This is a genomic window from Mesorhizobium sp. M0437, assembly GCF_040321335.1.
In the GTDB taxonomy this organism is placed as follows: domain Bacteria; phylum Pseudomonadota; class Alphaproteobacteria; order Rhizobiales; family Rhizobiaceae; genus Mesorhizobium.
The window spans coordinates 119666-135188 of sequence record NZ_JAMYRK010000006.1; the positions used below are offsets into that span (position 1 = coordinate 119666).

Sequence of the window (15523 nt, forward strand, 5' to 3'; positions counted from 1 at the left end):
AGAAGGAAGAGCCCCGCCTACGTCCCCTTCATCGCATCACATGAAACATTCGGGTTCATGTCGGCGAAGGCGCCGGTCGGGTTGCCCTTCCAGGCCCAGACATGCAGCTCGTAGAACGGACCGAGGCCATAGCGATTGGGCGCGCTGTTGAAGTTGAACAGATGTCCATCGAGCGAGGCCGGGCCTTTCGAGGTGATGTATTCGACCGCGATCAGTTTTAGCGTGCCGTCGGCCATCGGCTCGTACATCACCGCTTCCGGCTTGGCGACATCGACAGCGTCGTCCTTGAGGTAGCCGGGATTGACGTAATGGATGCCCATGGCGCCGCCGGTGATGCCGCTGGCGCAGGGGATTGGCGCGTAGCCCTCAGCGGTCGCCGCCGCCACATTCTCGAAGCGGCTGTTGGCGGCGCGTACCTTGTCGGCCAGCGGATTGCCGTCCTTTGCCTGGGCAGCGGTGGCGGCGATCGACAGGATGGCCAGGGCGGCAAGGCGCCCGGTGCAAAGATTGATGTTCATGTTCTCTCCGGTTGTTTGAGGACGCGCACCGATCGGGTCTGCTCAACGCTGCGGCGTCCGTTGGAACTTTGCGAAACAGGTCGCTCGTCCTGTTTTCATGTCGGCCGCAATGATGCGGCCGGTTGCACGGCTTGTCTCAGCCCGTCCAAACGGCGCGGCGTACTAATAGTCCCACCAATAATATTCCCAGTATTCGCGCCGCTGCTCGCGTTCGGGCAGTCCGATGTCCTGCCTCAGATAATCGTCTTGCGGGGGCAGCCGGCGCCGCCTGCCCAGCAGACGCGAAGGCAGCGCCGCCGCGATCCGCCATAGACGGCCAAGCAGGGAACCGCCGGGGTTTCCCACGACAGGCGCCGGTTCGCCGACCGGCATGCCATCAGGCATGTCGCAATTGCCGCGAATGGCAGTTTGATACTCATCCTTTTGTCCGCCACTTGGGGTTTGCCTGCCATCAACGGTAAAAGTAGGGGTCAAGAACCCGCACCTCCGTGATCTTGTCGACAGGCAGCGAATTCTTCTGGGCGGTGCTGCGGATCGCCTCGGGCGAGGGCGCGTCGTAGATGCAGAAGCTGCGCTTCTTGTCCGGCGACACGTAGGACTGCAGCCAGGTAACGCCCTTTTCGGCATTGCGCATGACGACACCGCCCAGCGCGTCGGCGCCGGCTTCGTTCATCGGCACGTTGAGGCCGTCCGGGAATGTGCGTTCAATCAGATAGCGAGGCATGGAAGCCTTCCTTTCTCCAGTGGGTCACGCCCGGTTTGAGCGCGGCTCGACATTGATCACGCCCGGCAAGAGCGCACATCGGAGCCTTTCCCCATTTTTGGCGGGACGATTCCCTATGTTGGCAGCGTTATGAGCGGGGGATATGTTGGCGGGTCCATCGCGGGTCCGCCTTTTCGGCGAACTCGATCTGCGTGAGCGAATGATGCTTCTGGAACGGCAGAAACAGCTGGAGCGACTCGACGGGCTGCTGGCCGATGCCGGGCGCGGCCGTGGCTGCGTCGCGGTGCTTGCTGGCGAGGCCGGGGCCGGCAAGACCGCGCTTGTCGAGGCCTTCATCGACCGGACTGCGCAAGCCACGCGCATATTCCGCAGCGCCTGCGAGGATCTGTCGATACCCGATCCGCTCGGGCCGCTTTACGATCTGGCGCGGGACGCGCAATGGGCGCTGCCGCAGGCGATCGATCATCGGCAGGGACAGAGGCTGCCGCTGTTTTCGGATGCGCTCGACATCTTCGAGACAAAGGCGCAGCCGACCCTGCTGGTGATCGAGGACTTGCACTGGGCCGATGATGCGACGCTCGATTTCGTCCGCTTTCTCGGCCGGCGCATTGCCAACAGGCATCTCTTGCTGCTGCTGACGGCGCGCACCGATCGCAGCGAGGGACAGATGCGGGTGCGCCGCGCGCTCGGCGAGATACCGGCAGGCAGCGTCGCGCGCATCGACGTGCCGCTGCTCAGCGAGTCGGCGGTGCTGTCGCTGGCCGAGGCGGCGGGGCGTGATGGCGACGCCATCTACCGGGCGACGGCGGGCAACGCCTTTTTCGTCACCGAACTGTTGTGCAGCGGATGCGAGGAAAAAACGGCGCTGCCGGCAAGCGTGCGCGACGCGGTTCTGGCGCGCGCCGAGCGCCTGTCGGCCGGCGCCCGCGCGATGCTCGACGCGGTGTCGGTGTTCCCGCGGCGGGCCGATGCCTGGGCGTTGCGGGGCCTATGCGGCGTCGCCAGCGCCGGCCAGCTTGCCGAATGCGTCGCCAACGGCTTGCTGGAGGATCTGGGCGATGGCTATGCGTTCCGGCACGAGATCGCCCGCCGCGCCATCGAGGCGATGCTGACGACGAGCCACCGGCGGCAGTTCAACCAGCGCGCCCTGGCCGCCCTGCTCGAAAACAGTGAGGTTTCCACCGGCCGCCTGGTGCATCACGCGGTGGAGGCGCACAATCTGCAGGCAGTGCGCGAGCTGGCCCCGGTTGCGGCGCGCGAGGCCTCCCGCGTCGGCGCCCATCGCGATGCGGCCGGCTTCTATGAAGCCGTGTTGCGGCAGGCCGACGGCCTGCCGGTGGAGGAGCGCACGGCGCTCCATGAGAAATATGCCTTCGAGTGCCACCTCATCGGCAAGATCGACGAGGCCATCGCCGCGCAGGACCAGGCGCGCCGGCTGCATCAGGCCCAGGGGAACACGGCGAAGGAAGGGGATTGCCTCAGGTGGCTGTCGCGCCTTGCTTACCTGCTTGGCGACCGCATGGCTGCCGATGCCCTTGGCGAGCAGGCGGTTCAGCTGCTGGAGACCGCGCCGGCCGGGCCGGAGCTCGCCATGGCCTATTCCAACCTCTCGCAACTGGCGATGCTGGCCGAAAGGCTCGACGACACGCTGCGGCTCGGCAACAAGGCGATTGCGCTCGCCGAACAACTGAACCGGCCCGACATCGTCTGCCACGCGCTCAACAATGTCGGCAGCGCCGAGCAGTGGCTGGATCTGGCAAACGGACGGCTGCACCTTGCTCGCAGCCTGGAGATCGCGCTGGAGCAGAATTTTCAGGAACATGCGGCGCGCGCCTTCACCAACAGCGCCTGCAGCGAGATGAACCAGCTCGGCTTCGCTGAGGCGCGGTCGTTCCTCGATCGCGGCATCAACTATTGCGTCGAAAACGATCTCGTCACCTGGCGCGACTATATGCGCGGCGTGCTGGCCCAGTTGCTGCTGCGCCAGGGGCAATGGGAAGAGGCTGCCGGCGAGGCACTCGAGGTGATCGCCAACGACCAGGCGACGATGCTGGTCCGCTATCCCGCCGTGGTCGCCCTGGCAAAGCTGCGGATACGGCGCGGCGACCCGTCCGCCGAGCCGCTTTTTGCCGAAATGACGCAGTTCCTGGACAAGGGATTGGAATTGCAGCGGCTGGCGCCCTATGCGGCGCTGATGGCCGAACGGGCGTGGCTCGGCCAGGCTGACAAGGATGAGGCGCTCGGCCTGATCGCACTGGCTGAGAGCTTGTCGACGACGCGGGCGGGTTTCGGCGAGCTGGCGACGTGGCGGCAGAAGCTGGCGCCGGACATGGATCCAGGCGACACCATCGGCATGGCTGCGCCCTACCGGCTGCTGCTCGCCGGCGACTGGCGGGCGGCGGCAGAACTATGGGCCGAGATAAACGCGCCCTACGAACGCGGGCTTGCGCTGGCGCAGGGTAACGAGACCGCGCAGCGTCTGGCGCTGGAGATTTTCGAAAGCCTCGGCGCCCGGCCCGTCGCCCTTCACCTGCGCGATATCATGCGCCGCAACGGCGTCAACGGCATCGCAAGGGGGCCGCGCCGAACTACGCGCGCCAATCGCGCCGGCCTGACCCAGCGCCAGATGGAGGTGCTGCAACTGATCGAGCGCGGCTTCTCCAACAAGCGGATCGCCGAGCAGCTGACCATCTCGCCGAAGACGGTCGATCACCACGTCTCGGCGGTTCTGGGCAAGCTGGAGGCGGTTTCGCGCGGCGAAGCCACCGCCGCGGCGCGCGATTCGGGGTTGATTTGAGAAGCGAATAAATCAAAGGCCGGCGGGACAGCGCCCCCCCTCTGGCCTGCCGGCCATCTCCCCCTCAGGTGGGGAGATCGGCTAGTCGCAAGCGCCGGCGCTGCCCCTCATCCGCCCTTCGGGCACCTTCTCCCCGTGAACGGGGCGAAGGAAAGCAGTGCCTTACGCAAACGCCCCATGACAATGCTTGTATTTTTTCCCTGACCCGCACGGGCAAGCCTCGTTGCGGCCGACCTTGCCCCAGGTCGCCGGGTTCTTCGGGTCACGGTCTTCGGGGGCGACGATGGCGTTGGTCTCCTGGCGGACCAGCACGGCCGTCTCGCCGCCTTCGAAATCGTCCTCGCCGGTGAAGCCGTCGATGTGGCTGCCGAACATGTCGGGGGCCTCGGGCGGCGGCGCTTCCGCCGCCTGGCGGACCAGTTCGACGCGCATCAATTGCGCGGTGACGGCCTGGCGCAGATTGCCCAGCATCGCCTGGAACAGCTCGAACGCTTCGCCCTTGTACTCCTGCAGCGGATCGCGCTGCGCATAGCCGCGGAAGCCGACGACCGAGCGCAGATGGTCGAGATTGACGATGTGCTCGCGCCACAGATGGTCGAGCGTCTGCAGCACCACCGAGCGCTCGACATAGGTCATCACGTCGGGGCCGAAACGCTCGGCGCGCTCCTTGGCGGCGGCCTCGGCTGCCTGGCTGACGCGCTCGCGGATGTCGTCCTCGGCGATGCCCTCTTCCTTGACCCAGTCCTCGACCGGCAAATCGAGGTTGAGGAATTCGGCGATCTCGGCCTTGAGGCCGGCGACGTTCCACTGCTCGGCATAGGCATTTTCGGGAATGTTCTTGGCGACGATCTCCTCGATGACGCCTTCGCGCATCTCGGTGATGGTCTCGGACAGGCCCTCGCCGTCCATCAGCTCGATGCGCTGCTCGAACACCACCTTGCGCTGGTCGTTCGAGACGTCATCGTATTTCAAGAGGTTCTTGCGGATGTCGAAGTTGCGCGCCTCGACCTTCTTCTGCGCCTTTTCCAGCGCCTTGTTGATCCACGGATGGATGATCGCCTCGTCTTCCTTGAGGCCGAGCTTCTGCAGCATGCCGTCCATGCGCTCGGAACCGAAGATGCGCATCAGGTCGTCCTGCAGCGACAGGAAGAATTTCGACCGGCCGGGATCGCCCTGGCGGCCCGAGCGGCCGCGCAACTGGTTGTCGATGCGGCGCGATTCATGGCGTTCGGTGGCCAGCACGTAGAGGCCGCCGGCGGCGAGGGCCTTTTCCTTCAGCCGGGCGATGTCGTCGCGGATTTCCTTTTCCCTGGCCTCGCGCTCGGGGCCGGCTGGCATGTCGCCAAGCTCCTCGGCGATGCGCATGTCGGCATTGCCGCCGAGCTGGATGTCGGTGCCGCGGCCGGCCATGTTGGTGGCAATGGTGATGGCGCCGGGCTTGCCGGCCTGGGCGACGATCGCCGCCTCGCGCTCGTGGTGGCGGGCGTTCAGCACCTCGAAATCCTTAAAACCTTCCTTGCGCAGGCGTTCGGCCAGCTGCTCGGACTTCTCGATGGAAGTCGTGCCGACCAGCGTCGGCTGGCCCTTGGCGCGGGCTTCCTTGATTTCCTTGACGATCGCCTTGTATTTCTCCTCGACCGTCCGGTAGACCTCGTCGTCTTCGTCAATGCGGATGACCGGCAGGTTGGTCGGGATCTCGGTGACGTCGAGATTGTAGATGTTGGCGAATTCCTCGGCCTCGGTCAGCGCCGTGCCGGTCATGCCGGCGAGCTTCTTGTAGAGGCGGAAATAGTTCTGGAAGGTGACCGAGGCGAGCGTCTGGTTCTCCGGCTGGATCGCCACATGCTCCTTGGCTTCGAGCGCCTGGTGGAGGCCTTCCGAATAGCGGCGGCCGGGCATCATGCGGCCGGTGAACTCGTCGATGATGACGATCTCGCCGTTGCGTACGATGTAGTCCTTGTCCCGCTGGAACAGCCGGTGCGCCTTCAGCGCGTTGTTGACGTGGTGGACGATGGCGACGTTCTCGACGTCGTAGAGCGACTCGCCCTTGAGCAGACCCGCATCGCGCAGCATGTTCTCCAGCTTCTCGGTGCCTTCCTCGGTGAAGATCGAGGTCTTCTGCTTCTCGTCGATCTCGTAGTCCTGCGGCTGCAGCTGGATGATGAAGGTGTCGATGGTGTTGTACATTTCCGAACGGTCCTCGAGCGGACCGGAAATGATCAGCGGCGTGCGCGCTTCGTCGACCAGGATGGAATCGACCTCGTCGACGATGGCGTAGCTGTGACCGCGCTGCACCATCTGGGCGCGCTCGTATTTCATGTTGTCGCGCAGATAGTCGAAGCCGAGCTCGTTGTTGGTGGCGTAGGTGACATCGGCGGCGTAGGCGACGCGGCGCTCCTCGTCGGACAGGCCGTGGACGATGACGCCGACCTTAAGGCCGAGGAATTTGTAGACGCGGCCCATCCATTCGGAGTCGCGCGTGGCCAGATAGTCGTTGACGGTGACGACATGGACGCCATTGCCGGCGAGCGCGTTGAGGTAGACCGGCAGCGTCGCCACCAGCGTCTTGCCTTCGCCGGTGCGCATCTCGGCGATGCCGCCATTGTGCAGCACCATGCCGCCGATCAGCTGCACGTCGAACGGCCGCATGCCGAGCACGCGGCGGGCGGCCTCACGCACGGTGGCGAAGGCCGGCACCAGGAGGTCGTCGAGACTGGCGCCGTTGGCGATGTCCTGGCGGAATTTGTCCGTGCGGGCCTGAAGCTCGGCGTCGGAAAGCGCCCGCATCTCGTTTTCCATGGCATTGATCGCCTCGACGCGCGGCCGGGTCGATTTGACCCGACGATCGTTGGAGGAGCCGAAAACCTTACGGGCGAGACCGCCGAGACTGACCATCCAATGGCCCTTTCGATAGCATTCCAAGTCGTTGCGACAGGCGCCGGCTGGCCCCATCAACTCCACGTGAACGCGGACAAACGCAAAAAGCGCCCGGAAAACGGTTCTGGACGCAAAGTCGTTGGACAGATAAGAGGGGGCTCATTCGATGTCAACGCCGCGCTCGCCCTGTCGACCGCGCCAAATTCCGCCACAATCTTGCTGGTCTGGAAGCCATTCCGCTCTAGCTACCCCGCTTTGGAGATAATCGTAATGTCAGTATTGTTCCGCCGCGCGTCGCTCGCCAGCCTTGGTCTGGCATTCGGGCTATCGGCCCTCTCGCTGTCGCCGCTGATGGCACAGGAGGCCGCCCCTGCCCAGCCGGCAGCACCCGCTCCGGCGGCCAAGCCGGTCGATCCGAACGCCGTGGTCGCCACCATCAACGGCCAGACGCTGACCGAGGCAGACCTTGGGCTTGCCGAGGGCGAGCTGTCGCAGCAATTCGCGCAGCTTCCGCCCGAGCAGCGCCGCGCCGCGGCGCTGTCGGCGGCGATCGAAATCCGCGTGATGGCGGCCCAGGCGGTGACCACCGGCCTCGACAAGGATCCCGACTTCCAGCGCCGCATGGCCTTCCTGCAGCAGCGCGCGCTGCATGGCGAAATGGTCGAGAAGGGCGTCGTCGACAAGGTTACCGATGCCGAGGTCCGCGCCCGCTACGACCAGGAAATCGCCAACACGCCGCCCACCAATGAGGTGCACGCCCGTCACATCCTCGTGAAGACGAAGGAAGAGGCAGACGCCATCATCAAGCAGCTCGACGGCGGCGCCGACTTCCAGAAGCTTGCCAACGAGCACACCAGCGATCCGAGCGGCAAGACCAGCGGCGGCGATCTCGGCTGGTTCGGACCTGGCCAGATGGTGCCGGAATTCGACAAGGCCGTGTTTGCGCTGGCGGTCGGCAAATATACCGACCAGCCGGTGCAGTCGCAGTTCGGCTGGCATGTCATCAAGGTCGAGGACAAGCGCACCAAGCAGCCGCCGGCGTTCGACCAGGTCAAGGACCAGGCGCGCCAGGCGGTCATCCGCGACAAGTATTTCGCGCTGGTCAAGTCGCTGCGCGCCAACGCCAAGGTCGACATCCCCGATGCGAACCTGAAGAAGACGGTCGACGCACTGGAAAGCGCCAAATAGGGCTAGACTAGATTGAGCTACGACAGGGCGCGCTGCCGCCCTGTCGCTTCTATTTGGTAGGGCGAGCGATGATGCGTCGACGCCGCCGCCGGACCGCCGTGGCGTCGCCGGCATCGTCAGCGACTATGCCTTTCAAGACATAGCCGACCGCCCTGCGCAGCGTTGCTTCGTCCTCGTCCAGGCGGTTCGTCAGAAGATGCGTCCAGGCGAACGAGGCAATCAGGTCGGCGACGACAGTGGCATCGACGTCGGCTGCCACCTCTCCCCTTGCCTTGGCGCGTTCGACCATCTGGCCGGTGTGGACACGACGCCCTCTTGCGTATTCGGCGAGGGCGGCGGCGGCTTTTTCGTCCGACTGCGCCTCGGCAATCAGCGATCTGAACACGCTACCCGACGACGTGTCGCGCCAATGCGCGAACAAGCTCTTCAGGAAGCCGACGAGATCCTCCGCAAGGTTCCCGGTGTCGGGATTGTCGACGCGCTTTTGCCGTTGATAAACGTCGAGCAGCAGGGCGGCCTTGCTTGGCCACCAGCGATAGATCGTCGGTTTTCCGGCGCGTGCGCGGCGCGCCACCGCCTCGATCGAGAAGCCGGAATAGCCAGCTTCGACCAGTACCGCCTCGGCGGCATCGAGAATGGCATCGGCGCTTTCCGGGCTGCGCCGTGCGCCAGCCGACTTGCGCCCGGGATCGGTGATTTCGCCCATCTTTTCTTCCTTACCCGCGATTTCAGCAGCCATCATATACAACTCTTGACGAAACGGAACGATCCGTTTTATATGTAACGGAACGTTCCGTAACGATAAGGAGAGTTTGATGAACTCGACCGCCGTGACCCGCTTTTCGCGCCTGCGCTTCGCCCTGCTTGTGCTGCTCGGCGTGTATCCGCTGATCACTGCCATTCTGTATGTGGTTTTTCCGCTGACGCAGGAATGGCAAATCTGGCAGCGTACGCTGGTCATCGCGCCGCTGATGGTCTCGATCATGATCTGGGGACTGATTCCGGGCGTGCAGCGGGCGTTTCGCGGGTTCATCAACCCAGCGGTCCGCTGATGTTCATTCCAGCGCTTGCGACGTTTCCGACGCAACGCGCCACGCGCCATCGGCCAGCACGAGTTCCAGCGTCACCCGCGCCTTGCCGGTCAGGCGCTGCGCCGATTTGTCCTTCGGCACATAGTCGTAGCGCATGGCGAAAACCGCATCGGCACGGTCCTTGCCGTGCGGCGTCACCTCAAGGCTGCCGGGCTCGAGACCGAACGACCATGACGCCCATTGCGCGAACCAGTCGGTCTTGACCTTGACGATCGCCTCGCTGTCGTAGCGCGTGCCGTAGATGATGGCCGACGCACCGTAGAGCCGCTTGACGGTTTCGCGCATTCTCTTGGCATCAGGCGCCAGATAGTCCTCGCGCAGAAACTGCTCGATGGCGCTCTTGTCGCCGACGGAGCGTTCGAGCGCAGCCACCTGCGACGCGGGAGCCGGGCTGACAGCCGGTTTCGGTTGCTGGGCAGTGTCTGCGCCCGGAACGAATTCGAAACGCTCGAGCAGCGACCCCTGCTCCCAGGGACGCTGCGCCTCGCGCGTTGCGGAAACGACGTCGCGGCGCACCGCGATCATCATGTCGTTGATGCTCTGTCCGGGCTCGGCCATATGCCGCAAAAGTGCCGCCGCAAAGGGCGAGTTGCGCCCCGTCCCGTCCATTGCGACGGCGCCGGGCGCCGTCGAGAAGGCGATGAACGAGCCGCGTGTCGACTCGAACTGGGCAAGACCGGCGAGAGCCGTCGCCGAGCGCGTCGTGGTGCTGCGGCTGAGACTTCGGGCAAACGGGTTGTTGCGGCAGGCATCGAGGAAGACCAGGCTGACCTTGGTCTGCTGCTCCATGATGTCGAGAACCTCGTCGATCGGCACCGCCTCGAGCTGCAGCTTGACCGGCATGTCCAGCCGGGCGTCGACCGGCACGATGAAGTTGCGCCCGTCGACCTGCAGGCCGTGGCCGGCATAGTAGAACAGCCCGGCACCGGCGCCTTGCAGCGCATCGGAGAATTCGCCGATCTTGCGTTCGAGCTCGCGCTTGCCGAGATCGTTGCCTTCGATCACCTCGAAACCGATGGCGCGCAGCTTGTCGGCGATGTCGAGCGCATCGTTGACGGGATTGGCCAGCGTGCCGGCTTCGGCGTAGCTGCCGTTGCCGACCACAAGCGCCACGCGCCGCGCCGTCTGCGCATCGGCGCGCAGCAGCAGAAAGCCCAGAAACGCCAGTGCCAAGACCACAAGCCTGCCCATGGGGTAGGATCATAGCGCTATCGGTCGCAGCGACGCCAACAAATTTGCAACAGCCTGCTTGCTGCATGAGGCGGTGTCAGGCTTCCGGCACCCGTAATGGCTGTGAAACGCCTTGCGCCGGCGCGTGCTATCGGGCAAACCGGCGTTCATTTCGCGATTTTTCCCGCCCGGGGTCTTCCATGTCCACACAGGTTTCGCCGCTCGCGCCGAAGAAATATGCCAAGATGCCGGTGATCGAGGGCGTGCGCATCGCCACCGCCGAGGCCGGCATAAAATACAAGAACCGCACCGACTTGCTGGCCATGGTGTTCGACGCCGGCACCACCGTCGCCGGCGTGTTCACCAGGTCGAAATGCCCGTCGGCGCCAGTTGATTTCTGCCGGCAGAACCTCGTGGCTGGCAAAGCACGCGTGCTGGTCGTCAATTCCGGCAATGCCAATGCCTTTACCGGCCAGAAAGGCCGCGCCTCGACGGCACTCACGGGCGAGGTGGCGGCGAAAGCGGCCGACTGCACAGCGGGCGAGGTGTTCCTGGCCTCGACTGGCGTGATCGGCGAACCGCTCGACGCCGGCAAGTTCAGCCATCTGCTGGCCGGTCTCGTCAAGGACGGCAAGCCGGAATTGTGGACCGAAGCCGCCAAGGCGATCATGACTACCGACACCTATCCCAAACTGGCGACCGCGACGGTCAAGCTCGGCGATGCCGACGTCACCATCAACGGTATCGCCAAGGGCGCCGGGATGATCGCGCCCGACATGGCGACGATGCTTTCCTTCATCGCCACCGATGCGCCGATCGCAGCACCGGTGCTGCAGGACCTCCTGTCGCGCGGCACGGCCAAGACCTTCAACGCGGTTACCGTCGACAGCGACACCTCGACCAGCGACACGCTGCTGATGTTCGCCACGGGTGCTGCCGCCAGGCGCGGCGCGCCGGCAATTTCCGACCCCAAGGATGCGCGCCTCGGCGCGTTCCGCCGTGCCCTCGGCAAGGTGCTGAAATCGCTGGCACTACAGGTGGTGCGCGACGGCGAGGGCGCCCGCAAGCAGGTCGAGGTCACCGTCACCGGAGCCAAATCGGCCCGCTCGGCCAAGCGCATCGCGCTGTCGATCGCCAATTCGCCGCTGGTCAAGACGGCAGTCGCCGGCGAGGACGCCAATTGGGGCCGCGTCGTCATGGCTGTCGGCAAGGCCGGCGAACCGGCCGACCGCGACCTTCTGTCGATCTGGTTCGGCGACAACCGCCTGGCCTATCAGGGCGAGCGCGACGCCGCCTATTCCGAGGAGGCGACTTCGGCGTATATGAAGCGCGACGAGATCCGCATCCGCGCCGATATCGGCATCGGCCGCGGCAAGGCGACGGTGTGGACCTGCGATCTCACCAAGGAATATGTCGCAATAAACGGCGATTATCGGAGCTGATGGCGTTGGCTTCCAGACATCCGGCAAGCGTGTTGGCGATCGTGCGCCGCTATGAGGCGGCCGGCTTTCGCGCCTGGCCGGCGGCCGCCGTCCATTATGACGGCACCTGGGTGGTGCGGCTGACGGCCGGCCACCCGGCCAAGCGGCTGAACTCGGTCAATCCGCTCGATCCGGGCGACATCCAGCACATTGCCGAGCGCATCGGTCGCGCCAGCCGCCGCTTCGACGCCTATGGCAGGCCGCTGACCTTTCGCATCTCACCGCTGTCGGGGCCTGATCTTTCGAAGTACCTCGACAGCGAAGGCTGGAGTACGTTCGCGGAGTCGCTGGTCATGCGGCTGCCGCTGGCGGACGCCGCGCTCGACGACGCCATGGACCAGATTCCGTTGAAGGACATCAGCCGTTTCATCGGCGCGGCGCTCAAGGTGAGCGGCTCGGATGTGTCGCTGCGGCCGGGCCTGTCGGAGATCATCGGCGCCATCCAGCCGGAGGCCGGGCTGTTTGCGCTGGAGGCCGGCAGCGAACCGCTGGCAACGTTGATCTGCGTGCATGACGGCGACCTTGCCGGCCTGTTCGAGATCGCCACCGACAGGTCGGTGCGCAACCAGGGCCATGGCCGCCATCTCATCCGGTCGGCGCTGAAATGGGCGCGGCTGCGTGGGGCGCGGGAAGCCTGGCTGCAGGTCGAGGCGGACAACGCGCCGGCGCTGGCGCTCTACCGTTCGCTCGGATTCGACGAAGTCTATCGCTATCGCTATCGCCGGCCACCCGGCGCATGAGCGGCTTGGATACGATCGGCAAACGCCTGCTCCTGGTCGCGGCGTGCGCGCTGGTCGACGCCGACGGGCGCGTGCTTTTGGCGCAGCGGCCCGAAGGCAAGCAACTCGCCGGCCTGTGGGAGTTTCCGGGCGGCAAGGTCGAGCCCGGTGAGACGCCGGAACAATGCCTGATCCGCGAATTGTACGAGGAGATCGGCATCGAAACCGACATCCCTTGCCTGGCGCCACTCACCTTCGCCAGCCATTCCTACGATGATTTTCACCTGCTGATGCCGCTGTTCGTCTGCCGTCGGTTCCGCGGCATTGCCCAGCCGAAGGAAGGCCAGGTGCTGAAATGGGTGCGGCCGCGCCAGATGCGCGATTTTCCAATGCCGCCGGCCGATGCCCCGCTGATCCAGTTCCTCATCGATCTGCTGTAGCCGCCGACCTGCCGTAAATCGGGCAGCGCCGCAACGCGCCGGCAGCAGCGTTAATGAAAGATTTATCTGACCGTGAAAAATTGACGCTAGGCGGTTTCGCCGATTCCACCGCTGGGGAGCGATTTGCATGAGCCTTGAAAAGGACTGGGACTCGCCTTGGCCCGACCGCCTTCCTGGCGCCGCCAATGCCGGCATGGGAATATTGCGCATCGCTCTCTTGTTCGGCTCGGCCGCGGTGGCTCTGGCCTTGATCGCGACGCCCTACCTCGACAGCCGGACCCGCTCGCAGTTTGCCCGCGACGGGCTGGATACGATGAGCACCGGCTCGATCGGCCAGCGCGACAGCTATACGCTACGCAAGAGCGTGCTGCAGCCGCTGCCCAGTTCGGTCTGCGTTATACGGGCCGATGGCAGAAGCAGCGGCGACTGCTGACTCCTCAACAGATCTCTAGGATTCGGCTGTTTCCTAGAATGCAGCTGGTTCACCGCGCGTTAAGCCTGTCGCATTAACCTTTCTTAACGGGTCGGCGCTAGGTTCGGGCAAGAGGGATAGGCGCCCATGAAAATGTTGCTGCAACGATTTTTAGAAGACGAGAGGGGTGCGACGGCTATCGAATATGGTTTGATCGTCGCCGTGCTGTCGCTTGCCATTGTCGCTGGTATTGGCCAGGCTGCCGGCGCCATCCAGTGGTTGTTCAGCGACAACAGCAGCAAGCTTGCCAACGCTTTTGCACAGTGACCTGCTTAGCTTTTGCGTGGGATACGCTTAGCTTTTGCGCAAGGATGCGCTCAGGGGCCGCCGGGGTTTTCCAGGATTGTCTTCAGCGATATTTTTGCGGAGCCCGGCTTCAGCGGCTTTTGCTGAGAGGCATCGGGCGCCCAGCCTGACATCCAGACCACCGAGAAACTCGCCCTGACGCGGCCATCGGCATCCGAAAACCGCTCCGCATAGATTTCGGCGGCGCGCGCGAACAGCGCTCGCGTGCCCGGCCGCCTGCTGCGGTCGACAAGCGCGCTGGTCTCGCCCATGGCGCGCAGATCGGCGACCAGGCCAAATAGCGAATCGTAGCGCACCGTGATCGTCTCGACGTCGGCAACTGGCAGTGCCAGGCCGGCGCGCTGCAGCAGCGCGCCGGCGTCGCGGACGTCGGTGAACGGGATCACACGCGGGCTGGCGCCGCCATAGAGCTCGGTCTCGGCGGCAAGCAGGCTTTCGCGCAGTTCGGAGAGTGTGCCTGTGCCGGCGAAGGCGCCGAGGAAAAGCCCGTCCGGCTTCAGCGCCCGGCGGACCTGCACCAGCATGCCGGGAATGTCGTTCATCGCCTGCAGCGACAGCAGCGAGACTGCGAGGTCGAGGCTTTCCGGCTCGAATGGCACGGTTTCCAACGGCGCCAACAGTCCTGGCTGGCCACCCAGGAAAGCGGCGTCGGCCTCGACGCGCACGTTTTCCGTCACCTTGCCGCTTTCGGCGAGCACCTCTGCTGCTGCCGGCGTCTGGCAAAACAATGAGGCTGCCTTGCCGAACCTGCGTTCGACGGCGCCGAGCCGGTCGGCAAGATCCTCGGCCGCCCGCCGCATGAGGAAATCCGCGCCGGCGATGGGACGGGCCAGTGCCCGGCGCTTGCGCGCCAGCCAGAGCGAGGTGTCGATTACAGGCTGCAATGGGCAGGTCCTTGTGCTTCGCTCTCTGATATAGTGATGCGGAGGACCAACCACGTGGCCGATCCCATGCCAGAGATCAAGCGTATTGCGATCAAGAGCATTGCCCGCAAGGCATTGGGCTGGCCAGCGCGCCTCTTGTTCCCGCCGGTCTGTGCCGGCTGCCGCCGCCATGTCTCGCAGCCCGGCGTGTTGTGCGGTGCCTGCTGGCCGAAACTCAGGTTGCTGGAACGGCCATGGTGCCCGGTGATGGGCACGCCGTTCACCCACAATATGGGTGAAGGGTTCCTTTCGGCGGAGGCGATAGCCGACCCGCCGCCGTTCGAGCGCGCGCGGGCGGCGGTTGCCTATTCCGGCGTTGCCCGCCAGATGGTGCAAGGGCTGAAATACCAGGACCGCACCGATCTGGCGCCGTGGATGGCGCGCTGGATGCTTCGCGCCGGTGCCGAACTCATCGCCGAGGCCGACGTGGTCGTGCCGGTGCCGCTGCACTGGCGGCGTTTCTTCCGACGGCAGTTCAACCAGTCGGCGGAACTGGCGCGGGCGGTGGCGCAGCTCGGGGAGCGGCCTTTCGCGCCATCAGCCATCAAGCGCATCAAACTCACGCGCCAGCAAGTCGGGCTGGAGCGGCGGGAACGCGAGGAAAATGTTCGCGCCGCATTCAAAGTGCCTGATGAGGCGGAGATCGAAATCGCCGGCCGCCGGGTGCTGTTGATCGACGATGTCTACACCACCGGCGCCACCGTCCGCGCGGTCGCCAGGGCATTGAAGAAGGGCGGTGCCGGCGCGGTCGACGTACTGACCTTCGCGCGTGTGCTGCCGGGGGACTTTCGGGCCGACGAATCGGCGCCTATATAGC

At 65.1% G+C, this 15523-nt stretch carries 16 protein-coding genes; 9 read left to right on the forward strand and 7 right to left on the reverse strand.

Going from position 1 to position 15523, the window contains the following annotated elements; genetic code table 11:
• Positions 1-17: 17 nt before the first annotated feature.
• From NKI72_RS06255 to NKI72_RS06265, 3 genes are all read right to left on the reverse strand, one after another.
• Positions 18-518, reverse strand: a complete 501-nt coding sequence (locus NKI72_RS06255) for a hypothetical protein (protein WP_352831704.1) — start codon at positions 516-518, stop codon at positions 18-20.
• A gap of 162 nt (positions 519-680) precedes the next feature.
• Positions 681-902 (reverse strand): hypothetical protein, encoded by a 222-nt coding sequence (locus NKI72_RS06260; protein WP_352683007.1) that lies wholly within the window; start codon positions 900-902, stop codon positions 681-683.
• A gap of 67 nt (positions 903-969) precedes the next feature.
• Positions 970-1242: a DUF4242 domain-containing protein gene (locus NKI72_RS06265; RefSeq protein WP_023677971.1), complete on the reverse strand. Its 273-nt coding sequence runs from the start codon at positions 1240-1242 to the stop codon at positions 970-972.
• A 142-nt stretch (positions 1243-1384) separates the two neighbouring features.
• On the opposite strand from NKI72_RS06265, the gene NKI72_RS06270 reads away from it, so the two are divergent.
• A complete protein-coding gene (locus NKI72_RS06270) occupies positions 1385-4039 on the forward strand; it encodes a helix-turn-helix transcriptional regulator (RefSeq protein ID WP_352849985.1) in 2655 nt (884 codons plus the stop codon).
• Positions 4040-4201: 162 nt separating this feature from the next.
• Here NKI72_RS06270 and secA read toward each other — a convergent pair whose 3' ends face one another.
• Positions 4202-6934: a preprotein translocase subunit SecA gene (secA, locus tag NKI72_RS06275; RefSeq protein WP_352617241.1), complete on the reverse strand. Its 2733-nt coding sequence runs from the start codon at positions 6932-6934 to the stop codon at positions 4202-4204.
• 252 nt (positions 6935-7186) lie between these two features.
• Between secA and NKI72_RS06280 the strand changes: the two genes are divergently transcribed.
• Positions 7187-8104: a peptidylprolyl isomerase gene (locus tag NKI72_RS06280; RefSeq protein ID WP_352456658.1), complete on the forward strand. Its 918-nt coding sequence runs from the start codon at positions 7187-7189 to the stop codon at positions 8102-8104.
• Between the two features lie 49 nt (positions 8105-8153).
• Here the strand turns inward: NKI72_RS06280 and NKI72_RS06285 are convergent, their stop codons facing one another.
• On the reverse strand, positions 8154-8810 hold the full coding sequence (locus NKI72_RS06285) for a TetR/AcrR family transcriptional regulator (RefSeq protein ID WP_352821662.1): 657 nt from the start codon (positions 8808-8810) through the stop codon (positions 8154-8156).
• Positions 8811-8919: 109 nt separating this feature from the next.
• Between NKI72_RS06285 and NKI72_RS06290 the strand changes: the two genes are divergently transcribed.
• Positions 8920-9156 (forward strand): putative antibiotic biosynthesis monooxygenase, encoded by a 237-nt coding sequence (locus tag NKI72_RS06290; RefSeq protein ID WP_352471336.1) that lies wholly within the window; start codon positions 8920-8922, stop codon positions 9154-9156.
• A 3-nt stretch (positions 9157-9159) separates the two neighbouring features.
• Here the strand turns inward: NKI72_RS06290 and NKI72_RS06295 are convergent, their stop codons facing one another.
• Positions 9160-10386: a caspase family protein gene (locus NKI72_RS06295; protein WP_352831707.1), complete on the reverse strand. Its 1227-nt coding sequence runs from the start codon at positions 10384-10386 to the stop codon at positions 9160-9162.
• 179 nt (positions 10387-10565) lie between these two features.
• Here NKI72_RS06295 and argJ point away from each other — a divergent pair, with 179 nt between their 5' ends.
• The 5 genes from argJ to NKI72_RS06320 all read left to right on the forward strand — a co-directional run bounded on the left by argJ (position 10566) and on the right by NKI72_RS06320 (position 13744).
• Positions 10566-11807 carry a bifunctional glutamate N-acetyltransferase/amino-acid acetyltransferase ArgJ gene (gene argJ / locus NKI72_RS06300; protein ID WP_352831709.1) on the forward strand — a complete coding sequence of 414 codons (1242 nt, stop codon included), beginning with the start codon at positions 10566-10568 and terminating at the stop codon, positions 11805-11807.
• Positions 11807-12586, forward strand: coding sequence for a GNAT family N-acetyltransferase (locus tag NKI72_RS06305; protein ID WP_352471332.1), 780 nt, complete (start codon positions 11807-11809; stop codon positions 12584-12586). The genes argJ and NKI72_RS06305 overlap by 1 nt, the downstream gene beginning before the upstream one ends.
• Positions 12583-13005: a (deoxy)nucleoside triphosphate pyrophosphohydrolase gene (locus tag NKI72_RS06310; protein ID WP_023677979.1), complete on the forward strand. Its 423-nt coding sequence runs from the start codon at positions 12583-12585 to the stop codon at positions 13003-13005. The genes NKI72_RS06305 and NKI72_RS06310 overlap by 4 nt, the downstream gene beginning before the upstream one ends.
• Before the next feature lie 127 nt (positions 13006-13132).
• Complete coding sequence (locus NKI72_RS06315; protein WP_023677980.1) at positions 13133-13438, forward strand: hypothetical protein; 306 nt, start codon at positions 13133-13135, stop codon at positions 13436-13438.
• A 126-nt stretch (positions 13439-13564) separates the two neighbouring features.
• On the forward strand, positions 13565-13744 hold the full coding sequence (locus NKI72_RS06320; protein ID WP_023677981.1) for a Flp family type IVb pilin: 180 nt from the start codon (positions 13565-13567) through the stop codon (positions 13742-13744).
• 50 nt (positions 13745-13794) lie between these two features.
• Here the strand turns inward: NKI72_RS06320 and NKI72_RS06325 are convergent, their stop codons facing one another.
• The gene (locus NKI72_RS06325; RefSeq protein WP_352577157.1) at positions 13795-14667 is read right to left on the reverse strand and encodes a methyltransferase domain-containing protein; all 873 of its coding nucleotides are present in this window, start codon (positions 14665-14667) and stop codon (positions 13795-13797) included.
• 54 nt (positions 14668-14721) lie between these two features.
• Here NKI72_RS06325 and NKI72_RS06330 point away from each other — a divergent pair, with 54 nt between their 5' ends.
• The gene (locus tag NKI72_RS06330; protein ID WP_352831713.1) at positions 14722-15522 is read left to right on the forward strand and encodes a ComF family protein; all 801 of its coding nucleotides are present in this window, start codon (positions 14722-14724) and stop codon (positions 15520-15522) included.
• The last annotated feature ends 1 nt before the right edge of the window (position 15523 follow it).